Annotated in this window: 19 protein-coding genes; 9 read left to right on the top strand and 10 right to left on the bottom strand. The window is 72.9% G+C overall.

Annotated elements, in window-relative coordinates; all coding sequences use genetic code 11:
- Positions 1–66: 66 nt before the first annotated feature.
- From ACIQU3_RS13945 to ACIQU3_RS13930, 4 genes are all read right to left on the bottom strand, one after another.
- The gene (locus ACIQU3_RS13945) at positions 67–1,185 is read right to left on the bottom strand and encodes an LLM class flavin-dependent oxidoreductase (RefSeq protein ID WP_403732588.1); all 1,119 of its coding nucleotides are present in this window, start codon (positions 1,183–1,185) and stop codon (positions 67–69) included.
- Between the two features lie 96 nt (positions 1,186–1,281).
- Complete coding sequence (locus tag ACIQU3_RS13940; RefSeq protein WP_403732585.1) at positions 1,282–2,052, bottom strand: SDR family NAD(P)-dependent oxidoreductase; 771 nt, start codon at positions 2,050–2,052, stop codon at positions 1,282–1,284.
- Positions 2,053–2,061: 9 nt separating this feature from the next.
- Positions 2,062–2,964 (bottom strand): TIGR03619 family F420-dependent LLM class oxidoreductase, encoded by a 903-nt coding sequence (locus ACIQU3_RS13935; protein ID WP_403733395.1) that lies wholly within the window; start codon positions 2,962–2,964, stop codon positions 2,062–2,064.
- A 14-nt stretch (positions 2,965–2,978) separates the two neighbouring features.
- Positions 2,979–4,226 carry an amidohydrolase family protein gene (locus ACIQU3_RS13930; protein ID WP_403732582.1) on the bottom strand — a complete coding sequence of 416 codons (1,248 nt, stop codon included), beginning with the start codon at positions 4,224–4,226 and terminating at the stop codon, positions 2,979–2,981.
- 226 nt (positions 4,227–4,452) lie between these two features.
- On the opposite strand from ACIQU3_RS13930, the gene ACIQU3_RS13925 reads away from it, so the two are divergent.
- The 3 genes from ACIQU3_RS13925 to ACIQU3_RS13915 all read left to right on the top strand — a co-directional run bounded on the left by ACIQU3_RS13925 (position 4,453) and on the right by ACIQU3_RS13915 (position 9,087).
- On the top strand, positions 4,453–7,491 hold the full coding sequence (locus ACIQU3_RS13925) for an AfsR/SARP family transcriptional regulator (RefSeq protein WP_403925032.1): 3,039 nt from the start codon (positions 4,453–4,455) through the stop codon (positions 7,489–7,491).
- 213 nt (positions 7,492–7,704) lie between these two features.
- Positions 7,705–7,881, top strand: a complete 177-nt coding sequence (locus ACIQU3_RS13920) for a hypothetical protein (protein WP_184910197.1) — start codon at positions 7,705–7,707, stop codon at positions 7,879–7,881.
- A 279-nt stretch (positions 7,882–8,160) separates the two neighbouring features.
- Positions 8,161–9,087 carry an SMP-30/gluconolactonase/LRE family protein gene (locus tag ACIQU3_RS13915; RefSeq protein ID WP_403925028.1) on the top strand — a complete coding sequence of 309 codons (927 nt, stop codon included), beginning with the start codon at positions 8,161–8,163 and terminating at the stop codon, positions 9,085–9,087.
- Here the strand turns inward: ACIQU3_RS13915 and ACIQU3_RS13910 are convergent.
- A complete protein-coding gene (locus ACIQU3_RS13910) occupies positions 9,053–10,684 on the bottom strand; it encodes a FadD3 family acyl-CoA ligase (RefSeq protein WP_403732572.1) in 1,632 nt (543 codons plus the stop codon). The genes ACIQU3_RS13915 and ACIQU3_RS13910 overlap by 35 nt on opposite strands.
- A 97-nt stretch (positions 10,685–10,781) precedes the next feature.
- On the opposite strand from ACIQU3_RS13910, the gene ACIQU3_RS13905 reads away from it, so the two are divergent.
- Genes ACIQU3_RS13905 through ACIQU3_RS13890 form a run of 4 tightly spaced genes read left to right on the top strand, consistent with a single transcriptional unit; the run spans position 10,782 to position 14,139 of the window.
- Positions 10,782–11,942, top strand: coding sequence for a lipid-transfer protein (locus tag ACIQU3_RS13905; protein ID WP_403925025.1), 1,161 nt, complete (start codon positions 10,782–10,784; stop codon positions 11,940–11,942).
- 10 nt (positions 11,943–11,952) lie between these two features.
- Complete coding sequence (locus tag ACIQU3_RS13900) at positions 11,953–12,366, top strand: Zn-ribbon domain-containing OB-fold protein (RefSeq protein ID WP_403732566.1); 414 nt, start codon at positions 11,953–11,955, stop codon at positions 12,364–12,366.
- The gene (locus ACIQU3_RS13895) at positions 12,363–13,139 is read left to right on the top strand and encodes an enoyl-CoA hydratase/isomerase family protein (protein WP_403925022.1); all 777 of its coding nucleotides are present in this window, start codon (positions 12,363–12,365) and stop codon (positions 13,137–13,139) included. Before ACIQU3_RS13900 ends, ACIQU3_RS13895 begins: the two co-directional genes overlap by 4 nt.
- A 49-nt stretch (positions 13,140–13,188) precedes the next feature.
- Entirely contained in the window at positions 13,189–14,139 is a 951-nt protein-coding gene (locus tag ACIQU3_RS13890; protein WP_403925337.1) for an alpha/beta fold hydrolase, read from the top strand.
- 23 nt (positions 14,140–14,162) lie between these two features.
- On the opposite strand, the gene ACIQU3_RS13885 is transcribed toward ACIQU3_RS13890, so the two are convergent.
- From ACIQU3_RS13885 to ACIQU3_RS13875, 3 genes are all read right to left on the bottom strand, one after another.
- Positions 14,163–14,789 carry a hypothetical protein gene (locus ACIQU3_RS13885; RefSeq protein ID WP_403925020.1) on the bottom strand — a complete coding sequence of 209 codons (627 nt, stop codon included), beginning with the start codon at positions 14,787–14,789 and terminating at the stop codon, positions 14,163–14,165.
- Positions 14,790–14,956: 167 nt separating this feature from the next.
- The gene (locus tag ACIQU3_RS13880) at positions 14,957–17,356 is read right to left on the bottom strand and encodes a PQQ-binding-like beta-propeller repeat protein (RefSeq protein WP_403925017.1); all 2,400 of its coding nucleotides are present in this window, start codon (positions 17,354–17,356) and stop codon (positions 14,957–14,959) included.
- 193 nt (positions 17,357–17,549) lie between these two features.
- Positions 17,550–18,272 (bottom strand): VOC family protein, encoded by a 723-nt coding sequence (locus tag ACIQU3_RS13875; RefSeq protein WP_403732555.1) that lies wholly within the window; start codon positions 18,270–18,272, stop codon positions 17,550–17,552.
- Between the two features lie 122 nt (positions 18,273–18,394).
- On the opposite strand from ACIQU3_RS13875, the gene ACIQU3_RS13870 reads away from it, so the two are divergent.
- Complete coding sequence (locus tag ACIQU3_RS13870; RefSeq protein WP_167345935.1) at positions 18,395–19,042, top strand: TetR family transcriptional regulator; 648 nt, start codon at positions 18,395–18,397, stop codon at positions 19,040–19,042.
- A gap of 91 nt (positions 19,043–19,133) precedes the next feature.
- Here ACIQU3_RS13870 and ACIQU3_RS13865 read toward each other — a convergent pair whose 3' ends face one another.
- Together ACIQU3_RS13865 and ACIQU3_RS13860 are read right to left on the bottom strand one after the other, a co-directional pair.
- Positions 19,134–19,607: a nitroreductase/quinone reductase family protein gene (locus ACIQU3_RS13865; RefSeq protein ID WP_403925015.1), complete on the bottom strand. Its 474-nt coding sequence runs from the start codon at positions 19,605–19,607 to the stop codon at positions 19,134–19,136.
- The gene (locus tag ACIQU3_RS13860; RefSeq protein WP_403925334.1) at positions 19,604–20,794 is read right to left on the bottom strand and encodes an acyl-CoA dehydrogenase family protein; all 1,191 of its coding nucleotides are present in this window, start codon (positions 20,792–20,794) and stop codon (positions 19,604–19,606) included. The genes ACIQU3_RS13865 and ACIQU3_RS13860 overlap by 4 nt, the downstream gene beginning before the upstream one ends.
- 222 nt (positions 20,795–21,016) lie before the next feature.
- Between ACIQU3_RS13860 and ACIQU3_RS13855 the strand changes: the two genes are divergently transcribed.
- Entirely contained in the window at positions 21,017–22,186 is a 1,170-nt protein-coding gene (locus ACIQU3_RS13855; protein ID WP_403925011.1) for a thiolase C-terminal domain-containing protein, read from the top strand.
- Positions 22,187–22,243 lie beyond the last annotated feature (57 nt).

Here is a 22,243-nt window from a genome sequence, read left to right as displayed (position 1 = left end):
ATCACCTTCAGGGGCGCGGGGAACTGCGCGACGAGCCACATGTACGCCGCACCCGCCGACGAAAGCTCAGGCCCCCCGCCGGAACCGCGAGGTCCGATGCACGGGATCCGTGTCGATCTTGGGAATCACGTACTCCCCGACCAGCCGGATCGTCTGCAGGGTCTCCTCCTTCGGCACCCCCACCGGCAACCCGAAACTCAACTGGTCCGCCCCGGCCCGCTCCCACCGCTCGCACTGCCGCAGCACCTCGTCCGGGTCTCCGCAGATCAGCAGCTCCTCCTCGATCAGCACCTCCACGAACTCCTCGGTGTACTCCGGCAGCGTCTGAGGCCACACCGGGAACCCCTCGGGCCGCGGGAACGTGTCGTGGTACCGAAACACCAGCGAGGGCAGATAGTGCAGCCCCCCGCTCGCCGCGATCCGCACCGCCTCCGCATGGGTCGGCGCACAGATCGCGGTCGTCGTCACCATCACGTTGTCGTTCACGTAGTCGCCGACGGGCTCCGCGTCCACGATCGCCGTCTTGTACTGCTCCAGCACCCACTCCATGTCGGAGACCTTCTGCACACTGAAGCCGAGCACGCCGAGCCCCTTCCTCGCGGCCATGGCGTACGACGGCGGCGACCCGGCCGCGTACCACATCGCCGGGTGGGAGCCGCCGTACGGCTTGGGCAGGATCTTGCGCGGCGGCAGCGACCAGTGCTTGCCCTGGAAGCCCTGGTACTCGTCCTGGAGCCACATCTTGGGGAACTCGGCGATGGTCTCCTCCCAGAGTTCCTTGGTGTGGTTCATGTCGGTCACCCCCGGCATGAACCCGAGGATCTCGTGGGATCCGGCGCCCCGGCCGCTGCCGAACTCGAAACGGTTGCCGCTGAGGTGGTCGAGCATGGCGACCTTCTCGGCGACCTTCACCGGATGGTTGACCGGGGCGAGCGGGTTGAAGATGCCCGAGCCGAGGTGGATCCGCTCGGTGGCGTGTGCCAGATAGCCGAGGAAGACGTCGTTGGCGGACAGGTGCGAGTACTCGTCCAGGAAGTGGTGCTCGGAGGCCCAGGCGTACTTGAAGCCGGACCTGTCCGCCTGGATGACGTACTCGGTCTCCTCCATCAGCGCCTTGTGCTCGGCGAGCGGGTCGGTCTCGGCCCGTTTGCCGACGTATCCCTGAACGAAGATGCCGAATTCCAAGGAGGTTCACCGCCCCACAGTTGATTCTGACGGTGCGTCAGATTATGGCTCCGACTGTTTCACCGGCCCCTGAGGGCGTCAATAGCTGATGGTGCGTCAGATGACATTGACCCCGGCCAGCCACCCGCCGTCGATCACGAACGGCTGCCCCGTGATGTACGAGGAGTCCTCCGAGGTGAGGAACAGCGCGAGCCGGGCCACCTCCTCGGGGCGGCCGACCCTGCCCAGCGGAACGAGCTTGCGGTACAGCCGGTCGAGGCCCCTCGCCGCCTCCTCCGGGTCGGCGTCCGGGTCGAGCCGGGCCGGGTTGGCCATCGCCGTGTCGATCGCCCCCGGGCAGACGGCGTTGACCCGTATCCCGCGACCCGCCAGCTCCAGGGCCGCGACCCGGGTCAGACCGACCACGGCGTGCTTGGTCGCCGCGTAGGAGCCCACCGCTGCCATCCCGGTCAGCCCCGTACAGGAGGCGGTGTTGACGATCGTGCCCCCGTCGGCCATCTCCGGGGCGACCGCCTTGATGCCGAGCAGGCAGCCCACCTGGTTGACCTGCACGACCTGCATGAACTCGTCGAGGGGCGTGTCGAGGAGGGAGTTGAAGCGCAGGATGCCGGCGTTGTTGACCAGCCCGTCGACGTGGCCGTAGGCGGCCTTGGCGGCGGTGACGGCGGCCTCCCAGTCGTCCTCCCGGCCCACGTCGAGATGGACGTACCGCCCTCCGATCTCCTTCGCGAGGGTCTCGCCCCGGTCGTCGAGGACGTCCGCGAGGACCACCCGGGCGCCCTCGGCCGCGAACAGCCGGGCCTCCTGTTCGCCCTGGCCGCGTGCGGCGCCGGTGACGATGACGACCCGTCCGTCGAGCTTGCCCATGGGGTCTCCTCACAGCTCGGGGGCGACCTCGGCGCCGAACGCCGCGATCTGGTCGGTGAGTTCACTGCGGCTCCGGCTGCGGAACCGCACCTGGATCTGGTGCACGCCCATCGCCCGGTACGCCCGCAGCGACTCGGCGAGCCCCCGCGGAGCGCCGGTGAGGGTGCGGCGCCCCACCTCCCAGCGGGGCGTGCCGACGTACAGCGGCTCGGCGATGGCCCCCACGGTGAACGGGCCCCGCGCCCCGGCCCTCTCGCGCAGCTCCCCGATACGGGCGATCCGCTCGGGCAGCCGGTCCCGCGGATCCCCCTGCGGCAGCCAGCCGTCGCCCTTGAGCGCGGCCCGCCGTACGGCTGCGGGCGAGGAACCGCCGACCCACAGCGGGACGGGGTCCTGGACGGGCCGGGGCCGCTGCCCGAGACCTTCGAAGGCGTACAGCTTGCCGTGGTGCTCGGGGAACTCGGCGGGTCCGAGTGCGGCGCGCAGGGCGTCGATCGACTCGTCCAGCACGGCTCCGCGCCCACGGAAGTCGACGCCCAGGGCCTCGAACTCCTCCTGGACGTGCCCGGCGCCGACCCCGAGGACCAGCCGGCCTCCGCTCAGGTGGTCGAGGGTCGCGTACTGCTTGGCGGTGAGCAGGGGGTGCCGCAGTCCGACGATCGCGACGTGGCTGAGCAGCCGGACGCGTTCGGTGGCGGCGGCGAGGAAGGCGAGCGTGGCGACGGGGTCGTACCAGACGGTGCTCATCGCGGCGGCGAGCCGGCGGGGGATGCCGACGTGGTCGCAGCTCGCGAGGTAGTCGAACCCGGCCCGGTCGGCGGCGCGAGCGATCTCCAGCAGGTCTTCCGGCCCGGCGGCGGCCTCCCAGCCCTCGGCGTAGAGGGTGCTCTGCGACTGGACGGGCAGCTGCATCCCGTAGCGCAGGGTCACCGTTCACCACCGCCGGTGCCCGGCCACAGACCCTCGGGCGTCAGCCCGAGCAGCTCGACGGCGTTGCCGCGCACGATCCGCTCGACCACGTCGGGCGCCAGGTGGCCCATCTGTGCCTCGCCGACCTCGCGGGACTTGGGCCAGGTGGAGTCGGAGTGGGGGTAGTCGGTCTCGTAGAGGACGTTGCCGACGCCGATGGAGTCGAGGTTGCGCAGCCCGAAGGCGTCGTCGAAGAAGCAGCCGTACACGTGCCCGGCGAAGAGCTCGGACGGCGGCCGGTGCACCTTGTCGGCGACGCCGCCCCAGCCGCGGTTCTCCTCCCACACCACGTCGGCCCGCTCCAGGATGTAGGGGATCCAGCCGATCTGCCCCTCGGCGTACATGACCTTGAGGTTCGGGAAGCGCTCGAACTTGCCGCTCATCAGCCAGTCGACCATGGAGAAGCAGCAGTTGGCGTACGTGATGGTGGAGCCGACGGCGGGCGGGGCGTCGGCGGAGGTGGAGGGCATGCGGCTGCTGGAGCCGATGTGCATGGCGACGACCGTGCCGGTCTCGTCGCACGCCGCGAGGAAGGGGTCCCAGTCGTCGGTGTGGATGGACGGCAGTCCGAGGAAGGGCGGTATCTCGGAGAAGGCGACGGCACGGACGCCGCGGGCGGCGTTGCGCCGGACCTCCGCCGCGGCCAGCCCGGCGTCCCACAGCGGGACGATGGGCAGGGGGATGAGCCGCCCGTGCGCGTCGGGGCCGCACCACTCCTCCACCATCCAGTCGTTGTAGGCCCGGACGCAGAGCAGACCCAGCTCGTGGTCCTTCGCCTCGGTGAAGGTCTGGCCGCAGAAGCGCGGGAACGTGGGGAAGCACAGGGCGGACTGGACGTGGTTGACGTCCATGTCGGCGAGCCGTGCGGTGACGTCGTAGGAGCCCGGGCGCATCTGCTCGTAGGTGATGACCTCCAGCCGGATCTCGTCCCTGGCGTACCCGACGGCGGTGTCGAGCCGGGTCAGCGGCCGCCGCAGGTCCTCGTAGACCCACCAGTCCCCGACCGGACCGTCGTCCCCGGCCTGCCCCATGACCGGCTTGAAGCGCCCGCCGAGGAAGGTCATCTCCCTCACGGGAGCCCGCACGATCCGCGGCCCGACGTCCCGGTACTTCCGCGGAAGCCGTTCCTGCCAGACACCGGCGGGCTCCACGGTGTGGTCGTCCACGGAGATGATCAGCGGAAAGGTGCTGTGGTGGGTGTCCATGGCGCTCACGGTAGCGCTGATCTGACGGGTCGTCAGCTATGCGTACAGGGGCCGGTTCCGGCCGCGGTGGCGTGATGTGCTCGTTGCGGCCGGGTGCGTGCGGAGAGATTGTGCAGACACGGTGGACTCCCCCGCGTCGCCCTGTGATCGGTGTCTCCCACGGCTGACGTATCCGCCGCCCACAGGGCAAACTGGCCTGGTTGCTCAGGATGTCTAGGGGGACTGCATGGACGGTGTACCGAAGGGTGTGCCGCGCGTACCGGAGCAGCGGCGTCCCGACTCCACACCAGAGCCGGCGGAGACGACCGGACCGGCCGGGCCGGCGGAGGCCGCGGCGCTGCGTTTCGGGGTACTCGGCCCCGTCCGCGCCTGGCGCGGCGACGAGCCCGTCAGCACCGGGTCCCCCCAGCAGCGCGCGCTCCTCGCCGCCCTGCTGCTGCGCGAGGGCCGCACCGCCACGGCGGCGGAACTGATCGACGCCCTGTGGGGCGAGGAACCGCCCTCCCAGGCACTGGCTGCGGTGCGGACGTACGCCTCCCGCCTGCGCAAGGTGCTGGACCCGGGCGGCGAGGCCCGCCGGCCGGGCGGCACCGCCACCGCCGTCCTGGTCAGCGAGTCCGGCGGCTACGCGGTCCGCGACCTCGCCCTGGGCGCCCTGGACCTCACCGTCGCCCAGGACCTGGCGACCGAGGCGGAGAAGGCCCGCTCCGCGGGCGACCTCTGCCACGCCCGCACCACCCTGCGCCGCGCCCTCGCCCTGTGGGACGGGGAGACTCTGGCCGGCGTGCCCGGCCCCTACGCGGAGGCCCAGCGCGTCCGTCTGGAGGAGTGGCGGCTCCAACTGGTCGAGTCCCGGCTGGACATGGACCTGGAGCAGGGCCGGCACGCCGAGGCCGTCTCCGAACTCACGGCCCTCACCGCCGCCCACCCCCTGCGCGAGCGGCTGCGCGAGCTCCTGATGCTGGCGCTCTACCGCAGTGGCCGCCAGGCCGAGGCACTCGCCGTGTACGCGGACACCCGGCGCCTGCTCGCCGACGAGCTCGGCGTGGACCCGCGCCCCGGCCTGAGCGAGTTGCAGCAGCGGATCCTCCAGGCCGACCCCTCGCTGGCGGAGCCCTCCTCCCCGGCGCCCGAACCGGCCGCCGTCCCGGTGCGCCCGGCACAACTGCCGGCCACCGTCCCGGACTTCACCGGCCGCTCGGCGTTCGTCCGCGAACTCGGCGACATCCTCTCGTCCGCCGAGGGGCGGGTCATGGCGGTCTCGGCCCTGGCCGGCATCGGCGGCGTCGGCAAGACGACCCTCGCGGTGCACGTGGCCCACCAGGCCCGCACGGCGTTCCCGGACGGGCAGCTCTACGTCGACCTCCAGGGTGCGGGCGCCCGGGCGGCGGAGCCGGAGACGGTCCTCGGCTCCTTCCTGCGCGCCCTCGGCACGGCCGACTCGGCGATCCCCGACTCGCTGGAGGAGCGTGCGGCCCTGTTCCGCTCGGTCCTGGCCGGGCGCCGGGTGCTGGTCCTGCTGGACAACGCCCGGGACGCCGCCCAGGTACGTCCCCTGCTGCCCGGCACGGACGGCTGCGCCGCGCTGGTCACGTCCCGGGTGCGGATGGTGGACCTCGCGGGCGCCCACCTGATCGACCTCGACGTGATGTCCCCTGACGAGGCGCTGGCGCTGTTCACGAAGATCGTGGGCGAGGAGCGGGTGGCGTCCGAGCGGAAGGCCGCCCTGGACGTGGTGGCCGCCTGCGGTTTCCTGCCGCTGGCGATCCGCATCGCGGCCTCCCGCCTGGCGGCCCGCCGCACCTGGACGGTGTCGGTCCTCGCGGCGAAGCTCGCCGACGAACGCCGCCGCCTGGACGAACTCCAGGCCGGCGACCTGGCCGTCAAGGCCACCTTCGAACTCGGCTACGGCCAGCTGGAGCCCGCCCAGGCCCGTGCGTTCCGCCTGCTGGGCCTCGCGGACGGCCCCGACATCTCCCTCACCGCCGCCGCGGCGGTCCTGGACCTGCCGGCCGAGGACACGGAGGACCTGCTGGAGTCCCTGGTGGACACGTCCCTCCTCGAATCGGCGGCCCCCGGCCGCTACCGCTTCCACGACCTGGTGCGGCTCTACGCGCGTGCCTGCGCGGAGCGGGACGAACTGCCCCCGAGCGAACGGGGGGCGGCGCTGTCCCGGCTGCTGGACTTCTACCTGGCGTCGGCCGCCGGCGTGTACGCGATCGAACGACCGGGCGACCGGCTGGTGGACCATCTGGAACCCACGTCGTATCCGGGGCTGCGGTTCGACGACCGGCACGCGGCGCAGGACTGGCTGTACGCGGAGGCCATGAGCCTCCTCGCCTGCGCACGGCAGTCCGCGGGGCAGCCGGAGAGCCTTCCCCGGGCCATCGACATGCTGTGGGCCGCGCACGACCTGTCCGAGTCGGGGGCCAACTCCCGGGAGTACGAGGCGACGGCCGGGGCGCTCGTCGGAGCGGCCCGCTCGCACGGCCTCGCGCGGGCGGAGGCACGGGCCCTGATGACGCTCGTCAACGTCCACCACGTGAGCGGCCGTTTCGAACGGGCCGAGGAGGAGGCGGAGCGGGCCATCCTGCTCGCGCAGGAGTCCGACGACCTGCTCCCCGTCTGCTGGGCCCGCAACGCGCGCGGCATCATCGCGCTGTACCAGAACCGGCACACGGACGGCGAGGAGCACCTCTCCCGGGCCATCGAGCACTTCCGGGCCCTGGGCGACCGCCCGGGTGAGGCCGCCGCGCTCTGCAACCTCTCCCGGATCCACCTGGCGACCGGCCGTACCCAGAGCGCTGTCGCGCTGGCCCAGCAGGGCATCGACGTCTACGACGGCCTCGGCAACTCGATGCGCGGCGCGAACGCCCGCTACGCCCTCGGGCTCGCTCTCACCCAGAGCGGCGAACTGGGCAAGGCGGCCGACCGGCTCCGGGAGGCGCTGGAGGTGTTCCGCGACAGCAGACAGCGCCTCTGGGAAGGCATGAGCCTGTTCCGGCTGGCCGAGGTGGATCTCGCCGCCCGGCGAGCGGCGCGGGCCGCGGCGAATGCCGAGATGGCGCTCACGGTGCTGCGCGGGATCGGCGGGGAGTGGCGGCGCGGCAATGTCCTCACGGTCCTCGGGCGCGCGCTCAGCGGGATCGGCCAGACCGGCCGGGCCCAGGTCTGCTGGCAGGAAGCGGCCGGGATCTACGAGGAGTTGGGCTCGCCCGAAGCCGCCGAGGTGCGGGCGCTGCTGTCCCCGGTGCAGGCAGCCTGAGGGTTCGCCGGGGCGTTCATCATTCGTTTATCGCCTCCCGCCATGATGGACGCAGTCGATCCGTCGCGTCGGGGGGCAGACGGGTCGTCGCACGGGCCTCGCCCTGTTGTCCGGGGTGAGACCCGGGTGGGCCCGCCCGGCCACCCTCGGGGGAGTGACCGGACGGGCCCGCCGACCTGACTGCCTGATCCATCGCAAGGGGAGTTGACGAACATGGGCGACGAGCTCAAGCCGCAGGACCTGCACGCCACGGACGAGCCGCTGGAGACCAAGGACCTGCACGCCACGGACGAGGGGGCCCTCAAGAAGCAGGACCTGCACGCCACGGACGAGCCGCTGGAGACCAAGGACCTGCACGCCACGTCGGAGCCTTTCAAGCCGACGAAGTAAGCCACCGGAACACGGGGTTCGGCCGCGGCGGCGCGGAGGGGGAGCCGTCGCGGCCGAGGTGTGTTCGGGGGCGGGGGCGCGCCGATCGCGTGCCGGTGGCCGGGCAGGCCGGTTTCCTGGAGCAGGGCGACCGCCGCGTCGGCGCCCCCCTTGATCACGGGTTCCACGACGACATGCGGCATCGGGGCACCGTCGGCCCGGCGGAGTGCGCCGCGGGCCGGAGCGCGCGATAGTGGGTCGGCGCAGATCACAGTCGGTCCCCATATGAAGGCGGCCCCCATGCCCGGCGAGCAGCCCCACCTCTACGAGACGCTCGACGAGCGGTTCCGGACCGGCAGGTGCCAGGCGGGGGACTCACGGCTGGAGACGCTGTACGAGGGGTGCCGGTGGGCGGAGGGGCCGGTGTACGTACCCGCGGGGCGGTATCTCGTGTGGAGCGACATCCCCAACGACCGGCTGCTGCGGTGGGACGAGACCACCGGGGCCGTCGGCGTCTACCGCTCCCCCGCCGGGTTCCCGAACGGCAACACCCTGGACGCCCAGGGCCGTCTCATCACCTGTGAGCAGGGCAACCGGCGGGTGACCCGGACCGAGCACGACGGTTCGGTCACGGTGATCGCCGAGCGGTTCCGGGGCAAGCGGCTCAACAGCCCGAACGACGCCGTCGTGAGGTCGGACGGGTCGGTGTGGTTCTCCGACCCCGAGTTCGGGATCGCCACCGACTACGAGGGTCGTCGCGCCGAGAGCGAGATCGGGGCTCGCAACGTCTACCGCGCCGACCCCGTGACCGGCGAGGTGCGGCTGGTCGCGGACGGGTTCGAGGGGCCGAACGGGCTGGTCTTCTCGCCGGACGAGAGGCGGCTGTACGTGTCCGACAGCCTGGCCGGCCACATCCGTGTCTTCGACGTCGGCGAGGACGGGACCTCGCTCTCCGGCGGTGAGGTGTTCGCCGTGTGCGCGCACGGCACCTTCGACAACATCCGGTTCGACGACGCGGGGCGGCTGTGGGCCGCCGCCATGGACGGGGGCGTGCACTGCTACCACCCCGACGGCACGCTGCTCGGCCGCATCCTGGTGCCCGGCACCGTCGCCAACGTCCGCTTCGGCGGCGCCCGCCGCAACCGCCTGTTCATCGCCGCCGACACCACCCTGTACTCCCTGATGATGTCGGTCACCGGAACCCCTGCCCTGCCGCCCGGCCGGTGACGGCGTCCCGCAGTGCGCCCTTCACCACCTTCCCGCTCGCATTGCGCGGCAGTTCCGCGACGAACTCGACGCTTCTCGGGACCTTGTAGTTCGCCATCTCCCGGCGCGACCAGGCGATCAGGTCGTCGGCGGTCAGCAGGGCACCGGGGTGGCGTACGACGTAGGCCCGGCCGACCTCCCCGAGGCGGGCGTCGGGTACACCGATCACCGCCGCGTCGGCCACCTCCGGGTGGAGGCACAGGAGCTGCTCTATCTCGGCGGGGTAGGCGTTGAAGCCGCCGACGATGAACATGTCCTTGAGGCGGTCGGTGATGCGCAGGTTGCCCGCCTCGTCCAGCACGCCGACGTCGCCGGTGCGCAGCCAGCCGTCCGGGGACAGCACCTCGGCGGTGGCCGGCTCGTCCTCGTGGTAGCCGGTCATGACGTGGAAGCCGCGGACCAGGACCTCGCCCGGCAGGCCCGGGGGGAGGGGCCGGCCCCCGGGATCCGCGACTCGTACCCGCGTGCCCGGGATGGCCCGGCCCGAGGTGGACGCGATCACCGTCGGGTCGTCGCCGCGCCGGCACATCGTGACGACGCCGCTCGCCTCGGAGAGGCCGTACGCCGTGAGGACCGTGCCGATGCCGAGTTCGGTGCGAAGGCGCTCCACCAGGCGCAGCGGTACGACCGCCGCTCCCGTCACGACCAGGCGCAGGGACGAGAGGTCGTGGGCGTCACGTGCGGGGTGGTCGAGCAGGGACTGGAGGAGGGTCGGGGGACCGGGGAGGACGGAGATCCGCTCGGCGGCGATGTTGGCCAGGACCGTGTTCACGTCGAACACCGGCTGGGGGATCATCGTCGCGCCCCGCATCAGGCAGGCGATCACCCCGGCCTTGTAACCGAAGGTGTGGAAGAAGGGGTTGACGATCAGGTAGCGGTCGCCCCGGGTGAGGCCCGCCAGTTCGCCCCAGATGTCGTAGGCCCGCAGGGTCTGGCCGTGGGTGATGACCGCTCCTTTGGGGCGGCCGGTCGTGCCCGAGGTGAAGATGATGTCCGAGGGCCAGGTATCCCGTACGGCGGCGGACCGCTCCCGTACCTCCGCCGCCTCCGCCCCCTCCCCCGCGGCCAGGAAGTCCTTCCAGGTGAGGAAGCCGGCCGGGGCGTCGTCCGAGAGGACGACCGCGTGGTGCAGCGCGGGCAGGCCGGGCAGCGGGCCGGTGCCCGGGCCGTCGCCCGCCGCCCGGCGCAGGGACGCCACGTACGAGGTGCCGAGGAAGGTGCCGGTCACGAACAGCAGCCGGGCGCCGCTGCGGCGCAGTACGTCCGCCGCCTCGGCGCCCTTGAAGCGGGTGTTGAGCGGGACGAGCACTGCCCCCGCCGAGACCGCGCCCAGGGCGGCGACGATCCAGTCGAGCGAGTTCGGGGCCCAGATGCCGACGCGGTCGCCCGGTTCCAGGCCGGTCGCCAGGCAGGCCGCCGCCGCGCGCTCCACGCGTGCGCCGAGTTCCGCGTAGGTGACGCGGGTGCGGCCCTCGACGACGGCTTCGGTGTCCGCGTACCGCTCGGCCGACGCCCTGACCAGGGCAGGAATGCTCTCCCATGCCGTATCCGCTCGCACAGTGCGCCTCCCGACGACGTAGGAGCTGACTACCCGTCAGATTATCTGTAATCTGACGACCTGTCAGCGACCGTTCGGGCCCGGAGGTGCGCGCAGCATGGCAGCAGGATCGGGAGCCCTCAAGGACGCCACCGCCATCGTCGGCATAGGCCAGACGCCCTTCGCCAAACGGCTTCCGGAGGACGAACGCACCCTCGCCTGCCGGGCCGTCCTGGCCGCCCTCGACGACGCGGGGATCGCGCCCGGCGAGGTCGACGCCCTCGCCTCCTACACCATGGAGGAGACCGACGAGGTTGAGCTGGCGAAGGCCTGCGGCTTCGGTGACCTCACGTTCTTCAGCAAGGTCGGCTTCGGGGGCGGCGGTTCGTGCGCCACCGTGGCCCATCTCGCCGCCGCCATTGCCGCCGGGCAGGCGAGCGTCGGGGTGGCCTGGCGCTCCCGCAAGCGGGGCAGCGGGCCCCGGCCCTGGACCAGCACCACCGTCCAGCTCCCGACCCCGGCCCAGTGGACCCGGCCCTTCGGACTGCTGCGCCCCGCCGACGAGATCGCGATGCTCACCCGCCGCTACCTGCACGAGTACGGCGCCACCCGGGACCACCTGTTCAACGTCGCCCTCGCCTGCCGCAACCGGGCCAACCAGAACCCGGACGCGATCATGTACGACCGGCCGCTGACCCGCGAGATGTACATGACCTCCCGCTGGATCAGCGAGCCACTCTGCCTCTTCGACAACTGCCTGGAGACCGACGGGGCGCTGGCCTGTGTGGTGGTCTCCGCCGAGCGGGCCCGCGACTGCCGGCACAGGCCCGTGTACGTCCATTCCGCCGCCCAGTCGCTGCCCGCCCAGCACCACGGCATGGTCAACTACTGGAACGACGACCCCCTCACGGGCCCCGCCTGGGCCGCCGCCCGGCACCTGTGGAAGCACGCCGACCTGACACCGGAGGACGTCGACGTCGTCCAGATCTACGACGCGTTCACGCCTCTGGTCCTGCTCAGTCTGGAGGGCTACGGCTTCTGCGGGCGCGGGGAGGGCGGGGCGTTCACCGAGGGCGGGGCACTGGAGACCGGCGGGCTGCTGCCGCTGAACACCGGCGGGGGCGGGCTGTCCGAGGCCTACGTCCACGGCTTCAACCTCGTCAACGAAGGGGTCAGGCAACTGCGCGGGACCAGTACCGCGCAGGTGCCGGGCGCCTCCGTCTGTCTGGTCACGGCGGGCGAAGGGGTCCCGACCTCCGCCCTGCTGCTGAGGAGTTGAGGAGCTACCGATGCTGCGTCCCGTCCCCGACACCGACGGCGCCCCCTTCTGGGAGTACGCCGCCCAGGGCGAACTCCGCGTCCAGGCCTGCGCCGCCTGTGGCGAGCTGCGCTTCCCGCCCCGGCCCTGCTGTCCGCACTGCCAGTCCTTCGACAGCGAGTGGCGGCCGGTGTCCGGCCGCGGCCGGGTCTGGTCGTACGTCGTCGCCCATCCGCCGCTGCTGCCCGACTACGCGGCACACGCGCCGTACAACGTGGTCGTCGTCGAGCTGGACGAGGCACCCCGCATCCGGCTGGTGGGCAACCTGGTCCCCGGAGCCGGACAGCCCCTGGGCGCCTTCCCGGCGGAGAACCTGCGCATCGGCGCGCGGGTGCGGGCCGTCTTCCACGACGGGCTCCCCCAGTGGGTTCCGGAGCGGTCATGAGCAGTGTGCTCGTGCGGGCCGACCGGGACAGCGGGGTCGCCGTCGTGACGCTGAACCGGCCGGGACGGCTCAACGCCGTCGACCTCGCCATGGCCGACGAACTGGCCTCCACGTGGGGCGAGCTGCGCTTCGACGACTCCGTGCGGGCGATCGTCCTCACCGGGGCCGGAGAGCGCGCCTTCTGCACCGGCATCGACCGGGACACGGTCGTACCGCAGCCCAACTCGCCGTATGCACAGGACGATCCGCTGCTCGGCATCGGCCCGAAGGCGAACGACCTGTGGAAGCCGGTCGTCGCCGCCGTGCACGGCATGGCCTGCGGAGGGGCCTTCTACCTGCTCGGTGAGGCGGAGTTCGTCGTCGCCGACACCACCGCCACGTTCTTCGACCCGCACACCACGTACGGCATGGTCAGCGCCTACGAGTCCGTGCTCATGACCCAGCGCATGCCGTACGGGGAGGTGGCCCGGATGGCGTTGATGGGCACGGCGGAACGGATCTCGGCCCGGCGGGCGTACGAGGTCGGTCTGGTGTCGGAACTCGTCGCGGAGGGCGGCGCGCCGGCCGCGGCGACCGCCTGCGCCACCGTCCTCGCCGGGTATCCGACCGAGGCCGTGCAGGGCACCGTGCGGGCGCTGTGGGCCGCGAGTGAGGCGGGCCGGGCGCAGGGCTTCGCGCAGGCGCCCCACTTGATCGCACTCGGGAACGCGGCGGGTGAGCGGCAGGCCCGCCTGTTCGCCGGGCGGTCCCGGGAGTACCGGTTGCGCGAGTAAAAGTCGTTGAGCCCTACACGCGTATGCTCGGGGCGTGGTTGAGCATCGGATGATCGACGTCAATGGCATACGACTGCACATCGCCGAGCAGGGCGAGGGCCCGCTCGTGGTGCTGCTGCACGGTTTCCCGGAGTCCTGGCACTCCTGGCGGCACCAGTTCGGGCCGCTGGCCGAGGCCGGGTTCCGGGTGGTGGCGCCAGACCAGCGCGGGTACGGCGGCAGCGACCGCCCCGAGGACGTGGCCGCCTACAGCATCCTCCACCTGGTGGGGGACGTGGTCGGGCTGGTCCACGCGCTGGGCGAGGAGCGGGCGTTCGTCGTCGGGCACGACTGGGGCGCGCCGGTGGCCTGGCACACCGCGCTGCTGCGCCCGGACGTGGTGCGCGGGGTGGCCGGGCTGAGCGTGCCGCCGCCGTTCCGCGGCAGCAGGCCCCCGCTTCAGACCATGCAGGAGCGGTTTGAGGGCCGCTTCTACTGGAACTACTTCGACCGGCCCGGGGCCGCCGAGGCCGAGCTCGGCGCCGACACCCGCACGGCCCTGCGCAAGCTGCTGTACGCAACCTCCGGTGACGCGCCGGGCGCCGGGCGGCCCGAGCAGGCCCTGGTCGACCCGGAGCGCGGCTGGCTCGCGGACGCCCCGGACCCCGAGGTGCTGCCCGCGTGGCTGACCGAGTCGGACCTCGACGTGCTGACCGAGAGCTTCGAGCCGGGCTTCACCGGCGCCCTCAACTGGTACCGCAACCTGGACCGCAACTGGGAGCTGACCGCCCCCTGGCAGGGCGCGGTCCTCTCCCCGCCCGCGCTGTACGTGTACGGCGACCGCGACCTGGTCCCGGGCTTCCCGGGCACGCCGGAACTGATCGAGCGGCTGCCCGGCCTCATGCCCAATCTGCGCCGCAAGCCGCTCGTGCTGCCGGGCTGCGGCCACTGGACGCAGCAGGAGCGGCCCGCCGAGGTGAACGAGGCGCTGATCGAATTCCTCACCGAGCTGCGGGACTGACGTCCCGTCGCCCGCGGGTCCCGTCAGTCGTCGACGAGGGCCTGACGGTCGACCTCGCAGTGGTCGACCGAGTCCACCAGGCCCGAGCCGCCCACCCGGACGTCGACGGTGGCCCTGCCGTTCGCGGGCACCGTGACCTCCCCGTACCGGCTGACGACGGTGAGGCCCCGGTCGTCCTCGAAGGTGACCGAGACGGAGAAGTCGGCCGTGCGGCCGTTGGGGTTGCTGACCTCGACGGTCGCGTACGGCCGGGCCGGGGTCGCGCAGCTCACCAGCCGCGCCGTGCCGTCCTCGAGCGCCTTGCGGCCGCCGGAGCCGGAGGAGGACGTCGGCGTGGACCCGTGGTCCGGCCTGCGGGTGTAGGAACCGCCACCGCTGCTGCTGCCGCCGCTGCTGCTGCTGCTGCCGTAGTAGTCATCGTCGTCGGAGCCGTAGGAACCGCCGCTCGATCCGCCGGAGCCGTACGAGCCGCCGCTCGACGACGACGAGCTCGAACTGTCGTGGTCCTGGCTGGAACTGCTGCACCCGCCGCCTCCGCCGCTGTGACCGTGGCTGCCGCCGCGGCCCCGGCCCGACGAGAAACCGGTCAGTGCCAGTACCACCAGGACCAGCACCGCCGTGAACCTGAGTTTGCGCCCCCGTATCCGCATGGAGGAGAGCGTAGTGATCGACTGTCACGGTCATGTCACCGCGTGGCGACCGGAGCGTGCCCGGCGTAGCGTCTGGGGTGGAAGCGGTGATCGGTCCGCTCCCCACGTGCGACGGCCGCCGTCCGGAGCCCCTTCCGTACGCCGGTGCGACGGCCGTCCCGGGCCGGTCAGGCGGTGCGCGCGGTGCCCGTGCCCTTCTCCGCGTCCAGCGCGTAGACGCAGCGGTCCTTGCTGCACGCGTACACCACCCCGTCCTGGACGACCGGGGAACCGGTGATCTCGCCGCCGGTGGCGAGTTTCCAGCGGAGCCGGCCGTCGTCGGCCTTCAGGGTGTAGAGCAGATGGTCGGTGGAGCCGAAGTGGATACGTCCCTCGGCGACCGAGGGGGCGCCGACGATGTCGCCGCCCGCCTGGAAGCGCCACTTGGGCGTGCCGGTGACCGCGTCGAGGGTGTAGAGGCCCTTGCCGCTGCCCACGTGGACATGGCCGGCGGCGACCAGGACGGGATCGACGCAGGAGCGGGACTCGGTGGCGATGCGCCAGCGGTCGCGGCCGTCGGTGGCGTCGAGGGCGTAGACCGTGCCGAGGTAGTCGGCGAGGTAGATGCCGCCGCCGGTGACGGCCGGGCCGGGGACGAAGGTCGGCGGGCAGAGGAACACGGCCGGGGCCTCGAAGTGCCACTTGACGTGCCCGGCGGCCACGTCGAGGGCGAGGACGCGGGTGCCGGCGCAGACGTAGACGTAGCCGTCGTCCGCCTGGGTGAGCCGGACCGGGACGCCGCCGCAGGAGGCCGTGTCACCGATCGGGTACGACCAGCGCTCGTCGCCGGTGCGGGCGTCCAGGGCGCGCAGCCGGGCGTCCTGCCACACGTAGACCGTGCCGTCGTGCAGGGCGGGCCCGGCCTCGGGGGACTCGAAGTCGGTCTGGCAGCCGGTGACCTCCCACAGCTTCTGGCCGCTCGACGCCTCCCAGCCCTGGACCCCGCCGCCGCGGGTGCCCGTGACGACGGTGCCGCGGCCGGCCTGGAGCGAGTAGACCCAGGCGTCGGTCTGCAGGCGCCACAGGTCACCGCCCTCACGGGCGTCCAGGGCGAACAGAGTGGGTCCGTCGGAGGCGTGGATCCGGCCCTCCGCGACCGCCATGGACCAGGCGACGTCCCGGGTCTTGAAGCGGCGGCGCCCCGTGGCGACGTCCAGGGCGTGCACCTCGAAGGAGGTGACGTAGACCAGGTCGTCGGCGACCGAGGGGGTGCCCCAGACGTCGTTGGACATGCGGAAGCGCCAGGGCCGCCAGCCGCCGGCCTGCTCCGGCGGCGCGGCGGGGGCCGGTGCGGCGACGGCGGGGCCCACGGCGGGGTCGGTGCCGTTGACGCCGGGGCGGGGCTTGGACCAGGAGGCGGCGAGGGCGGCTTCCGGGCGGGGCGCCGCGACGGCGGCGGCACGCACGTCGGCGACACGCGGCCCCGGGCCGATGGGCACCGGGGCGCCGGCCAGCCGGACGGGGCCGGTGTCGGGGCCGCCGGCCGGGGCCGCCACGGAACCGGCGGGCACGGGCGCCGGGACGACGGGGTCGTGCGCGGGCGGGGGCGGGATGGGGGCGGGGCCCGGCGCGGGGCCGGGGCGTCCGCCGCCGCCGCTGCGGCCCGCGTTCGGGGCGGGCTTTCCGGCCGGGCGGCCGTTGCGGCGGGACTCGATCAGGCCGACGGCACGCTCGGGCAGCCACGCGGAGGCCGTGCCGCTGTCGTCGGAGCCGGAGCCGAAGAGGTGGGGGGCCAGCTGCGCCTGGAGGTCGGCGGGGTTGGGGCGGGCCGTGGGGTCCATCTGCATACAGGACTCGATGAGCGGACGCAGTTCGTCCGGGAGTCCTTCGAGGTCCGGGCCCTCGCGCAGCAGCATGAAGACCGTCTCGACCGGGTTGGCGCCGTGGAAGGGCGGATGTCCGGTGGCGGCGAAGACCAGCATCGAGCCCAGGGAGAAGACGTCGCTGGCACCGGTGACGCTGCGGGAGTCCTTGGCCTGCTCGGGTGACATGTAGGCGGGGGTGCCGACAGCGACGTTCGTCATCGTCAAACGCGTGTTCGACACACCCGAAGCGATACCGAAGTCGATCACCCGGGGGCCGTCCTCCACGACGAGGACGTTCGACGGCTTGAGGTCGCGGTGGACCAGGCCGGCACCGTGGATGGACTGGAGCGCCTCGGCCACGCCCGCCGCCAGCCAGCGCACCGCCTGGGCCGGCATCGGGCCGCAGTCGTTCACTATCTCCTCGAGGGAGGGCGCGGGGACGTAGGCGGTGGCCAGCCAGGGCACGGCGGCGCGCGGGTCGGCGTCCACGACGGCGGCCGTGTAGAACCCGGAGACGGCGCGGGCCGCCTCCACCTCACGCGTGAAGCGGACCCGGAACAGCTGGTCCTCGGCCAGCTCCGTCCGGACGGTCTTGATCGCCACGCGCCGGCCGGACGCCGAACGCGCGAGATAGACCAGCCCCATGCCGCCGGCACCCAGCCGTCCCAGCACCTCGAACGGCCCGATCCGCCGCGGATCGTGCTGCGTCAGCTGATCCACCACTCTGCCTGCCACCTCCCCGTACGAGCCGCGCCAAGCCACATGTTCCACGCGACCTTCGTGCAGCGTCTCACCACCGCACCGCCATGGCGGCACGCACCCTGATTCTTCCTGGCCGGAGCCCTGGTGGCGAACCCGCTGACAATTGGGATGTCTCGACATGGAAGTGATCAAAAGATGACCAAACAATGCCTGCTCAGCGGCGCAACAGCGCGAACGACGCCCCCTGATTGTCCGTGACGACGGCGACCTCTCCGTACGAGGTACCGAACGGCGGGGCCTGGACCCGGCCGCCGAGCCGCCGTACGTCCTCCAGGGCGGCCGGTACGTCCTCGACGGCGAAGTGCACGAGGAAGTGGGGCGGCATCCGCTCGGAGAAGACGTCCGTGACGGCGGCCCGGCCGAAGTCGGGCTCGGCGTCCGGCCCGAACAAGGCATCCCGGAAGAGGTCGCCGTAGAAGGTGTTGGCCGCCTCGGTGTCCCGGGCGTACAGCTCGACCCAGGCGAAGGTGCCCGGCTCGTGCCGTTTGCCGAAGCCGGGGTGGTCCTCCGGCTGCCACAGCGCGAAGACGGCACCCTCGGGGTCGGTGACGAGCGCGGTGACGCCCAGCTCGCCGGCCGGCACCGGCGCCGAGACGACCTGTCCGCCCGCGTCCCGGATGCGCCGGGCCAGGGCCGGGGCATCCGGGGTCGCGAAGTACACCGTCCAGACGCTGGGCAACCGTCCGTCCACCTTGCGGACCAGAGCGGCCACGGGTTCGCCGTCCTTCAGCGCCTGCGCGAAGGAGCCGAACCAGTCCTCGAAGGTCCACCCGAAAAGTTCACCGTAGAACCGCTTGCCCGCCTCGACGTCCGGGAGCTGCGCGTCAACCCAGCAGGGGACGCCCTCTCCGTACACCGATGCCCTGTTTTCGGCCATGCCGACAACGTAACCGCGACTGCCGCACCCCGCAGACCAGGCACACCAGCCCCTGTACTCCCTCGCACCCCATTTGCAGTCGGCCGAATCGCGCCCCGATCACGCCTCGGTAAGCTGACGGCATGACAGGACAAGTGCGTACCGTCGACGGCCGCGTGGCCGGCCGGCGTGGGCAGGCGACCCGGCAGAAGCTGCTCGACTGCCTCAGCGAGATGCTCAGCTCCTCCCCGTACCGGGACGTCAAGGTCATCGATGTCGCCCGGAAGGCGGGCACTTCGCCCGCGACCTTCTACCAGTACTTCCCGGACGTCGAGGGCGCCGTCCTGGAGATCGCCGAGCAAATGGCGACCGAGGGCGCCGCGTTGACGGAGCTCCTGGAGGGCCGCTCGTGGGCCGGCAAGGCCGGCTGGCAGACGGCTCAGGAACTCGTCGACGGCTTCCTGGAGTTCTGGCGCAAGAACGACGCCATCCTCCGGGTCGTCGATCTCGGCGCCGCCGAGGGCGACAAACGCTTCTACAAACTCCGGATGAAGATCCTCAATTCGGTGAACAACTCGCTCGCGGACGCCGTCGCCGAGCTCCAGGCCAAGGGCCGGGTCGACAAGGACGTGAACCCGGCGGCCGTCGCCGGTTCGCTGGTCGCGATGCTCGCCGCGGTCGCCTCCCACCAGAAGGGATTCTCCTCCTGGGGAGTGAAGCAGGCCGAACTGAAACCGAACCTCGCCCTGCTGGTGCACCTCGGCGTCACCGGCCGGAAGCCGACGAAGTAACGCCGGGCGGCGGCCCCTCGCGCACCCAAGTCCTGTCTGGCAGGCGGTGGTTCACCCAGGTGGACCGCCGCCTGTCGCGCTTTGCCGCCGGTCACCGCCTCGGTACGAGCCGGAACACCCGGATCTCCCGCTCCACCCGCGCCTGGTAGGCCGCGTACGGCGGCCAGAACGCCAGCAGCTCCTGCCACGCCGCCGCCCGCTCCTCCCCCGCCAGCAACCGGGCCGTGACCGGGACGTCCCTGCCCTTCCAACTGATCTCCGCGTCGGGATGCGCGAGGAGGTTGTGGCTCCAGGCGGGGTGCCCCGGCCGCCCGAAGTTGGACCCGACGAGGATCCAGCGGCGCCCGCCGTCCTCCGGCATGCAGGCCAGAGGCGTGCGACGGGGCAGCCCGCTCCTCGCCCCGGTGGAGGTCAGCACCACACCGGGCAGCATCCGCGCGCTGAGCAGCACCCGCCCTCCGGTGAGCCGGTGGACGGCCCGGTCGAGGGCGGGCACCACGTGCGGCGCCACCCGCGCGAAGCCCCTGGTCGACGACACCTTCTGCACCACGCGCGCACCTCTCATGTACCGGCCTCCTCGAAGACGTGTGCCGCGTCGGCGGCGTGCGCCCGCAGCCGGTGCACCGGCCCGAACAGCAGCTCGTCGCCCGCGGCGCGCTTGAAGTACAGGTGGGCCTCGTGTTCCCAGGTGAACCCGATCCCGCCGTGCAGCTGGATCCCCTCCGCGGCGGCGCGCCGCAGCGCCTCGAGCGCCTGGGCGAGGGCCAGCGCGCCGACCGTCTCCTCGGGGGCCGGGGTCGCGGCGGTCCAGGCCGCGTAGTACGCCGCCGAGCGGGCCGCCTGGACCTGGACGTAGGCGTCGGCCAGCCGGTGCTTGACGGCCTGGAAGGAGCCGACCGGCCGGCCGAACTGCTCGCGCTGCCCTGCGTACTCGACCGTCCGCTCCAGCACCCGGGCGGCGGCGCCCACCGCCTCGGCGGCGAGGCAGGCGGCGGCGGTGTCGCCGAGCCGGGCGAGGGCGGGCAGGGCGTCGGCCTCCTCGTCGCCCAGCAACTCCGCTGGAGAGTGCCGCAGTTGGAGACGTCCCTGTGGGCGGGTCGCGTCCAGCGCGGTCTGCCGTGCCCGGGTGAGACCGGCGGCGCCCCCGCGCACCAAGAACAGCAGCACCCGGGAGCGGGCGAATCCCCCGGTGTGCGCGGCGACGACGAGCAGCCCGGCGCTGTGCCCGTCGAGAACCTGGTCGACCTGCCCGTAGACCTGCCAGCCGTCCTCGGTCCGCCGGGCCTGGACGCCCCCGGCCCGTCCCCCGCCGGCCCACTGCCCGCGCCGGTCGCGGCCGGTGAGCGCGAGGGCGGTGGCGAGGGCGGGGCCCGGCACGGCGAGGGCGGCGGTGAGTTCGCCGGAGGCGATGCGCGGCAGCAGCTCGGCGCGCTGGGCGCCGGTGCCGAGGGCGAGCAGCAGCGGGGCGGCGAGGACGGCGGTGGCCAGCAGGGGGGTGGGGGCGAGTACCCGGCCGGTTTCCTCGCAGGCCAGGGCGAGTTCGGCCGGGGTGCAGCCGGCACCGCCGTAGGTGTCGGGGAGGGCCAGCGCGGGCAGGCCGAGGTGTCCGGCGAGGGCGGCCCACAGGGCGGGGTCGTGCCCGGCCGGGGTGTCGACGGCGGCCCGCAGCTCCTGCGGACCGCACCGCTTGGCGAGCAGCTCGCGCAGGGTGCGGCGGATCTCGTCCTGTTCGTCGGTGAAGCGGGCGTCCATGGGGCACCTCTCTCCGCAAGCACCTCGGTTGCCGTGGGTGGCCCCGAAGAACGGCTCGGCGGCAGGGGAACGCCGGTCGACCAGCAGTCGGCGACCCGCACTGTCCTTGAGGCCGAGCCGTCCCGCGTTCGCCATATCTGACGGTGCGTCATATTAGGGCGGAGGAACGGGGAAGCCCAGAGCCCTGCCGCGGCGACATCGATCTGATGTACCGTCAGTTTTATGATGGCCCGGAGGAAGGTGGCCGTCGCCGGCGTGGCCCTCTCGGACTGCGGCCGCGTGGACGACGCGACCCCCTACGCCCTGCACGCCCAGGCGGCCCGGCGCGCCCTGGCCGACGCCGGCCTGGACCGGTCGGTGGTCGACGGCTTCGCCTCGGCGGGCCTCGGCACCCTGGCGCCCGTGGAGGTCGCCGAGTATCTGGGCCTGCGCCCCACCTGGGTCGACTCCACCTCGGTGGGCGGCTCCACCTGGGAGGTCATGGCGGCCCACGCGGCGGACGCGATCGCGGCCGGGCACGCCCGCGCGGTGCTGCTCGTCTACGGCTCGACCGCCCGCGCCGACGTCAAGGCCGGCCGCCGCACCGGGACCCTGTCCTTCGGCACGCGCGGCCCCCTGCAGTTCGAAGTCCCCTACGGCCACACCCTGATCGCCAAGTACGCCATGGCGGCCCGCCGCCACATGATCGAGTACGGCACGACGATCGAGCAGCTGGCCCAGGTCGCCGTGCAGGCCCGGGCCAACGCGGCCCTCAACCCGGAGGCGATGTTCCGCGCGCCGGTCACGGTCGACGAGGTCCTGACCGGTCCCATGATCGCGGACCCCTTCACCAAGCTGCACTGCTGCGTCCGCAGCGATGGCGGGGCGGCGGTGCTGCTGGTGGCGCAGGAGTACGTGCGGGACTGCCGTACCTCCCCGGTGTGGGTGCTGGGCAGCGGGGAGTCCGTCTCGCACGCCGCGATGTCCGAGTGGCCGGACTTCACGGTGACGCCGGCGGCGGTGAGCGGGCGGCTCGCCTTCGAACGGGCCGGGGTGCGGCCGTCGGAGATCGACTTCGCCGAAATCTACGACGCGTTCACCTACATGACCCTGGTGACGCTGGAAGACCTGGGCTTCTGCGAGAAGGGCGAGGGCGGGGCGTTCGTCGAGAAGGGGCGGCTGCGCGTCGAGGGCGGGGAGCTGCCCGTGAACACCGACGGGGGCGGGCTGTCGGCGCAGCACCCCGGGATGCGGGGGCTGTTCCTGCTGGTGGAGGCGGTGCGGCAGCTGCGCGGGGAGTGCGGGGAGCGGCAGGTGCGGCGCACCGGCGGCTCGCTGCCGCGGCTGGCGGTGGCGTCGGGGACGGGGGGCTGGTTCTGCTCGTCCGGGACGGTGGTGCTGGGGGCGGAGTGAGCAGCCTGCGCCACTCCTGGGCCGCACGTACGGGACGCCGGTGCCGGGGGCGGAGTG

The sequence above is a fragment of the Streptomyces sp. NPDC101110 genome, from assembly GCF_044759525.1.
Taxonomy (GTDB): Bacteria; Actinomycetota; Actinomycetes; order Streptomycetales; family Streptomycetaceae; genus Streptomyces.
Note: the sequence above shows the minus strand (reverse complement) of the source record. Positions and strands in the feature narration are given on the sequence as shown.

Coding starts and splice junctions, on each gene's coding strand:
- ACIQU3_RS13875 (WP_403732555.1), bottom strand. CDS start 18,272: ATGGCCGAAAACAGGGCATCGGTGTACGGAGAGGGCGTCCCCTGCTGG.
- ACIQU3_RS13925 (WP_403925032.1), top strand. CDS start 4,453: ATGGACGGTGTACCGAAGGGTGTGCCGCGCGTACCGGAGCAGCGGCGT.
- ACIQU3_RS13915 (WP_403925028.1), top strand. CDS start 8,161: ATGCCCGGCGAGCAGCCCCACCTCTACGAGACGCTCGACGAGCGGTTC.
- ACIQU3_RS13885 (WP_403925020.1), bottom strand. CDS start 14,789: ATGCGGATACGGGGGCGCAAACTCAGGTTCACGGCGGTGCTGGTCCTG.
- ACIQU3_RS13935 (WP_403733395.1), bottom strand. CDS start 2,964: ATGCAGCTGCCCGTCCAGTCGCAGAGCACCCTCTACGCCGAGGGCTGG.
- ACIQU3_RS13930 (WP_403732582.1), bottom strand. CDS start 4,226: ATGGACACCCACCACAGCACCTTTCCGCTGATCATCTCCGTGGACGAC.
- ACIQU3_RS13890 (WP_403925337.1), top strand. CDS start 13,189: ATGATCGACGTCAATGGCATACGACTGCACATCGCCGAGCAGGGCGAG.
- ACIQU3_RS13895 (WP_403925022.1), top strand. CDS start 12,363: ATGAGCAGTGTGCTCGTGCGGGCCGACCGGGACAGCGGGGTCGCCGTC.
- ACIQU3_RS13860 (WP_403925334.1), bottom strand. CDS start 20,794: ATGGACGCCCGCTTCACCGACGAACAGGACGAGATCCGCCGCACCCTG.
- ACIQU3_RS13920 (WP_184910197.1), top strand. CDS start 7,705: ATGGGCGACGAGCTCAAGCCGCAGGACCTGCACGCCACGGACGAGCCG.
- ACIQU3_RS13900 (WP_403732566.1), top strand. CDS start 11,953: ATGCTGCGTCCCGTCCCCGACACCGACGGCGCCCCCTTCTGGGAGTAC.
- ACIQU3_RS13905 (WP_403925025.1), top strand. CDS start 10,782: ATGGCAGCAGGATCGGGAGCCCTCAAGGACGCCACCGCCATCGTCGGC.
- ACIQU3_RS13940 (WP_403732585.1), bottom strand. CDS start 2,052: ATGGGCAAGCTCGACGGACGGGTCGTCATCGTCACCGGCGCCGCACGC.
- ACIQU3_RS13865 (WP_403925015.1), bottom strand. CDS start 19,607: ATGAGAGGTGCGCGCGTGGTGCAGAAGGTGTCGTCGACCAGGGGCTTC.
- ACIQU3_RS13870 (WP_167345935.1), top strand. CDS start 18,395: ATGACAGGACAAGTGCGTACCGTCGACGGCCGCGTGGCCGGCCGGCGT.
- ACIQU3_RS13855 (WP_403925011.1), top strand. CDS start 21,017: ATGATGGCCCGGAGGAAGGTGGCCGTCGCCGGCGTGGCCCTCTCGGAC.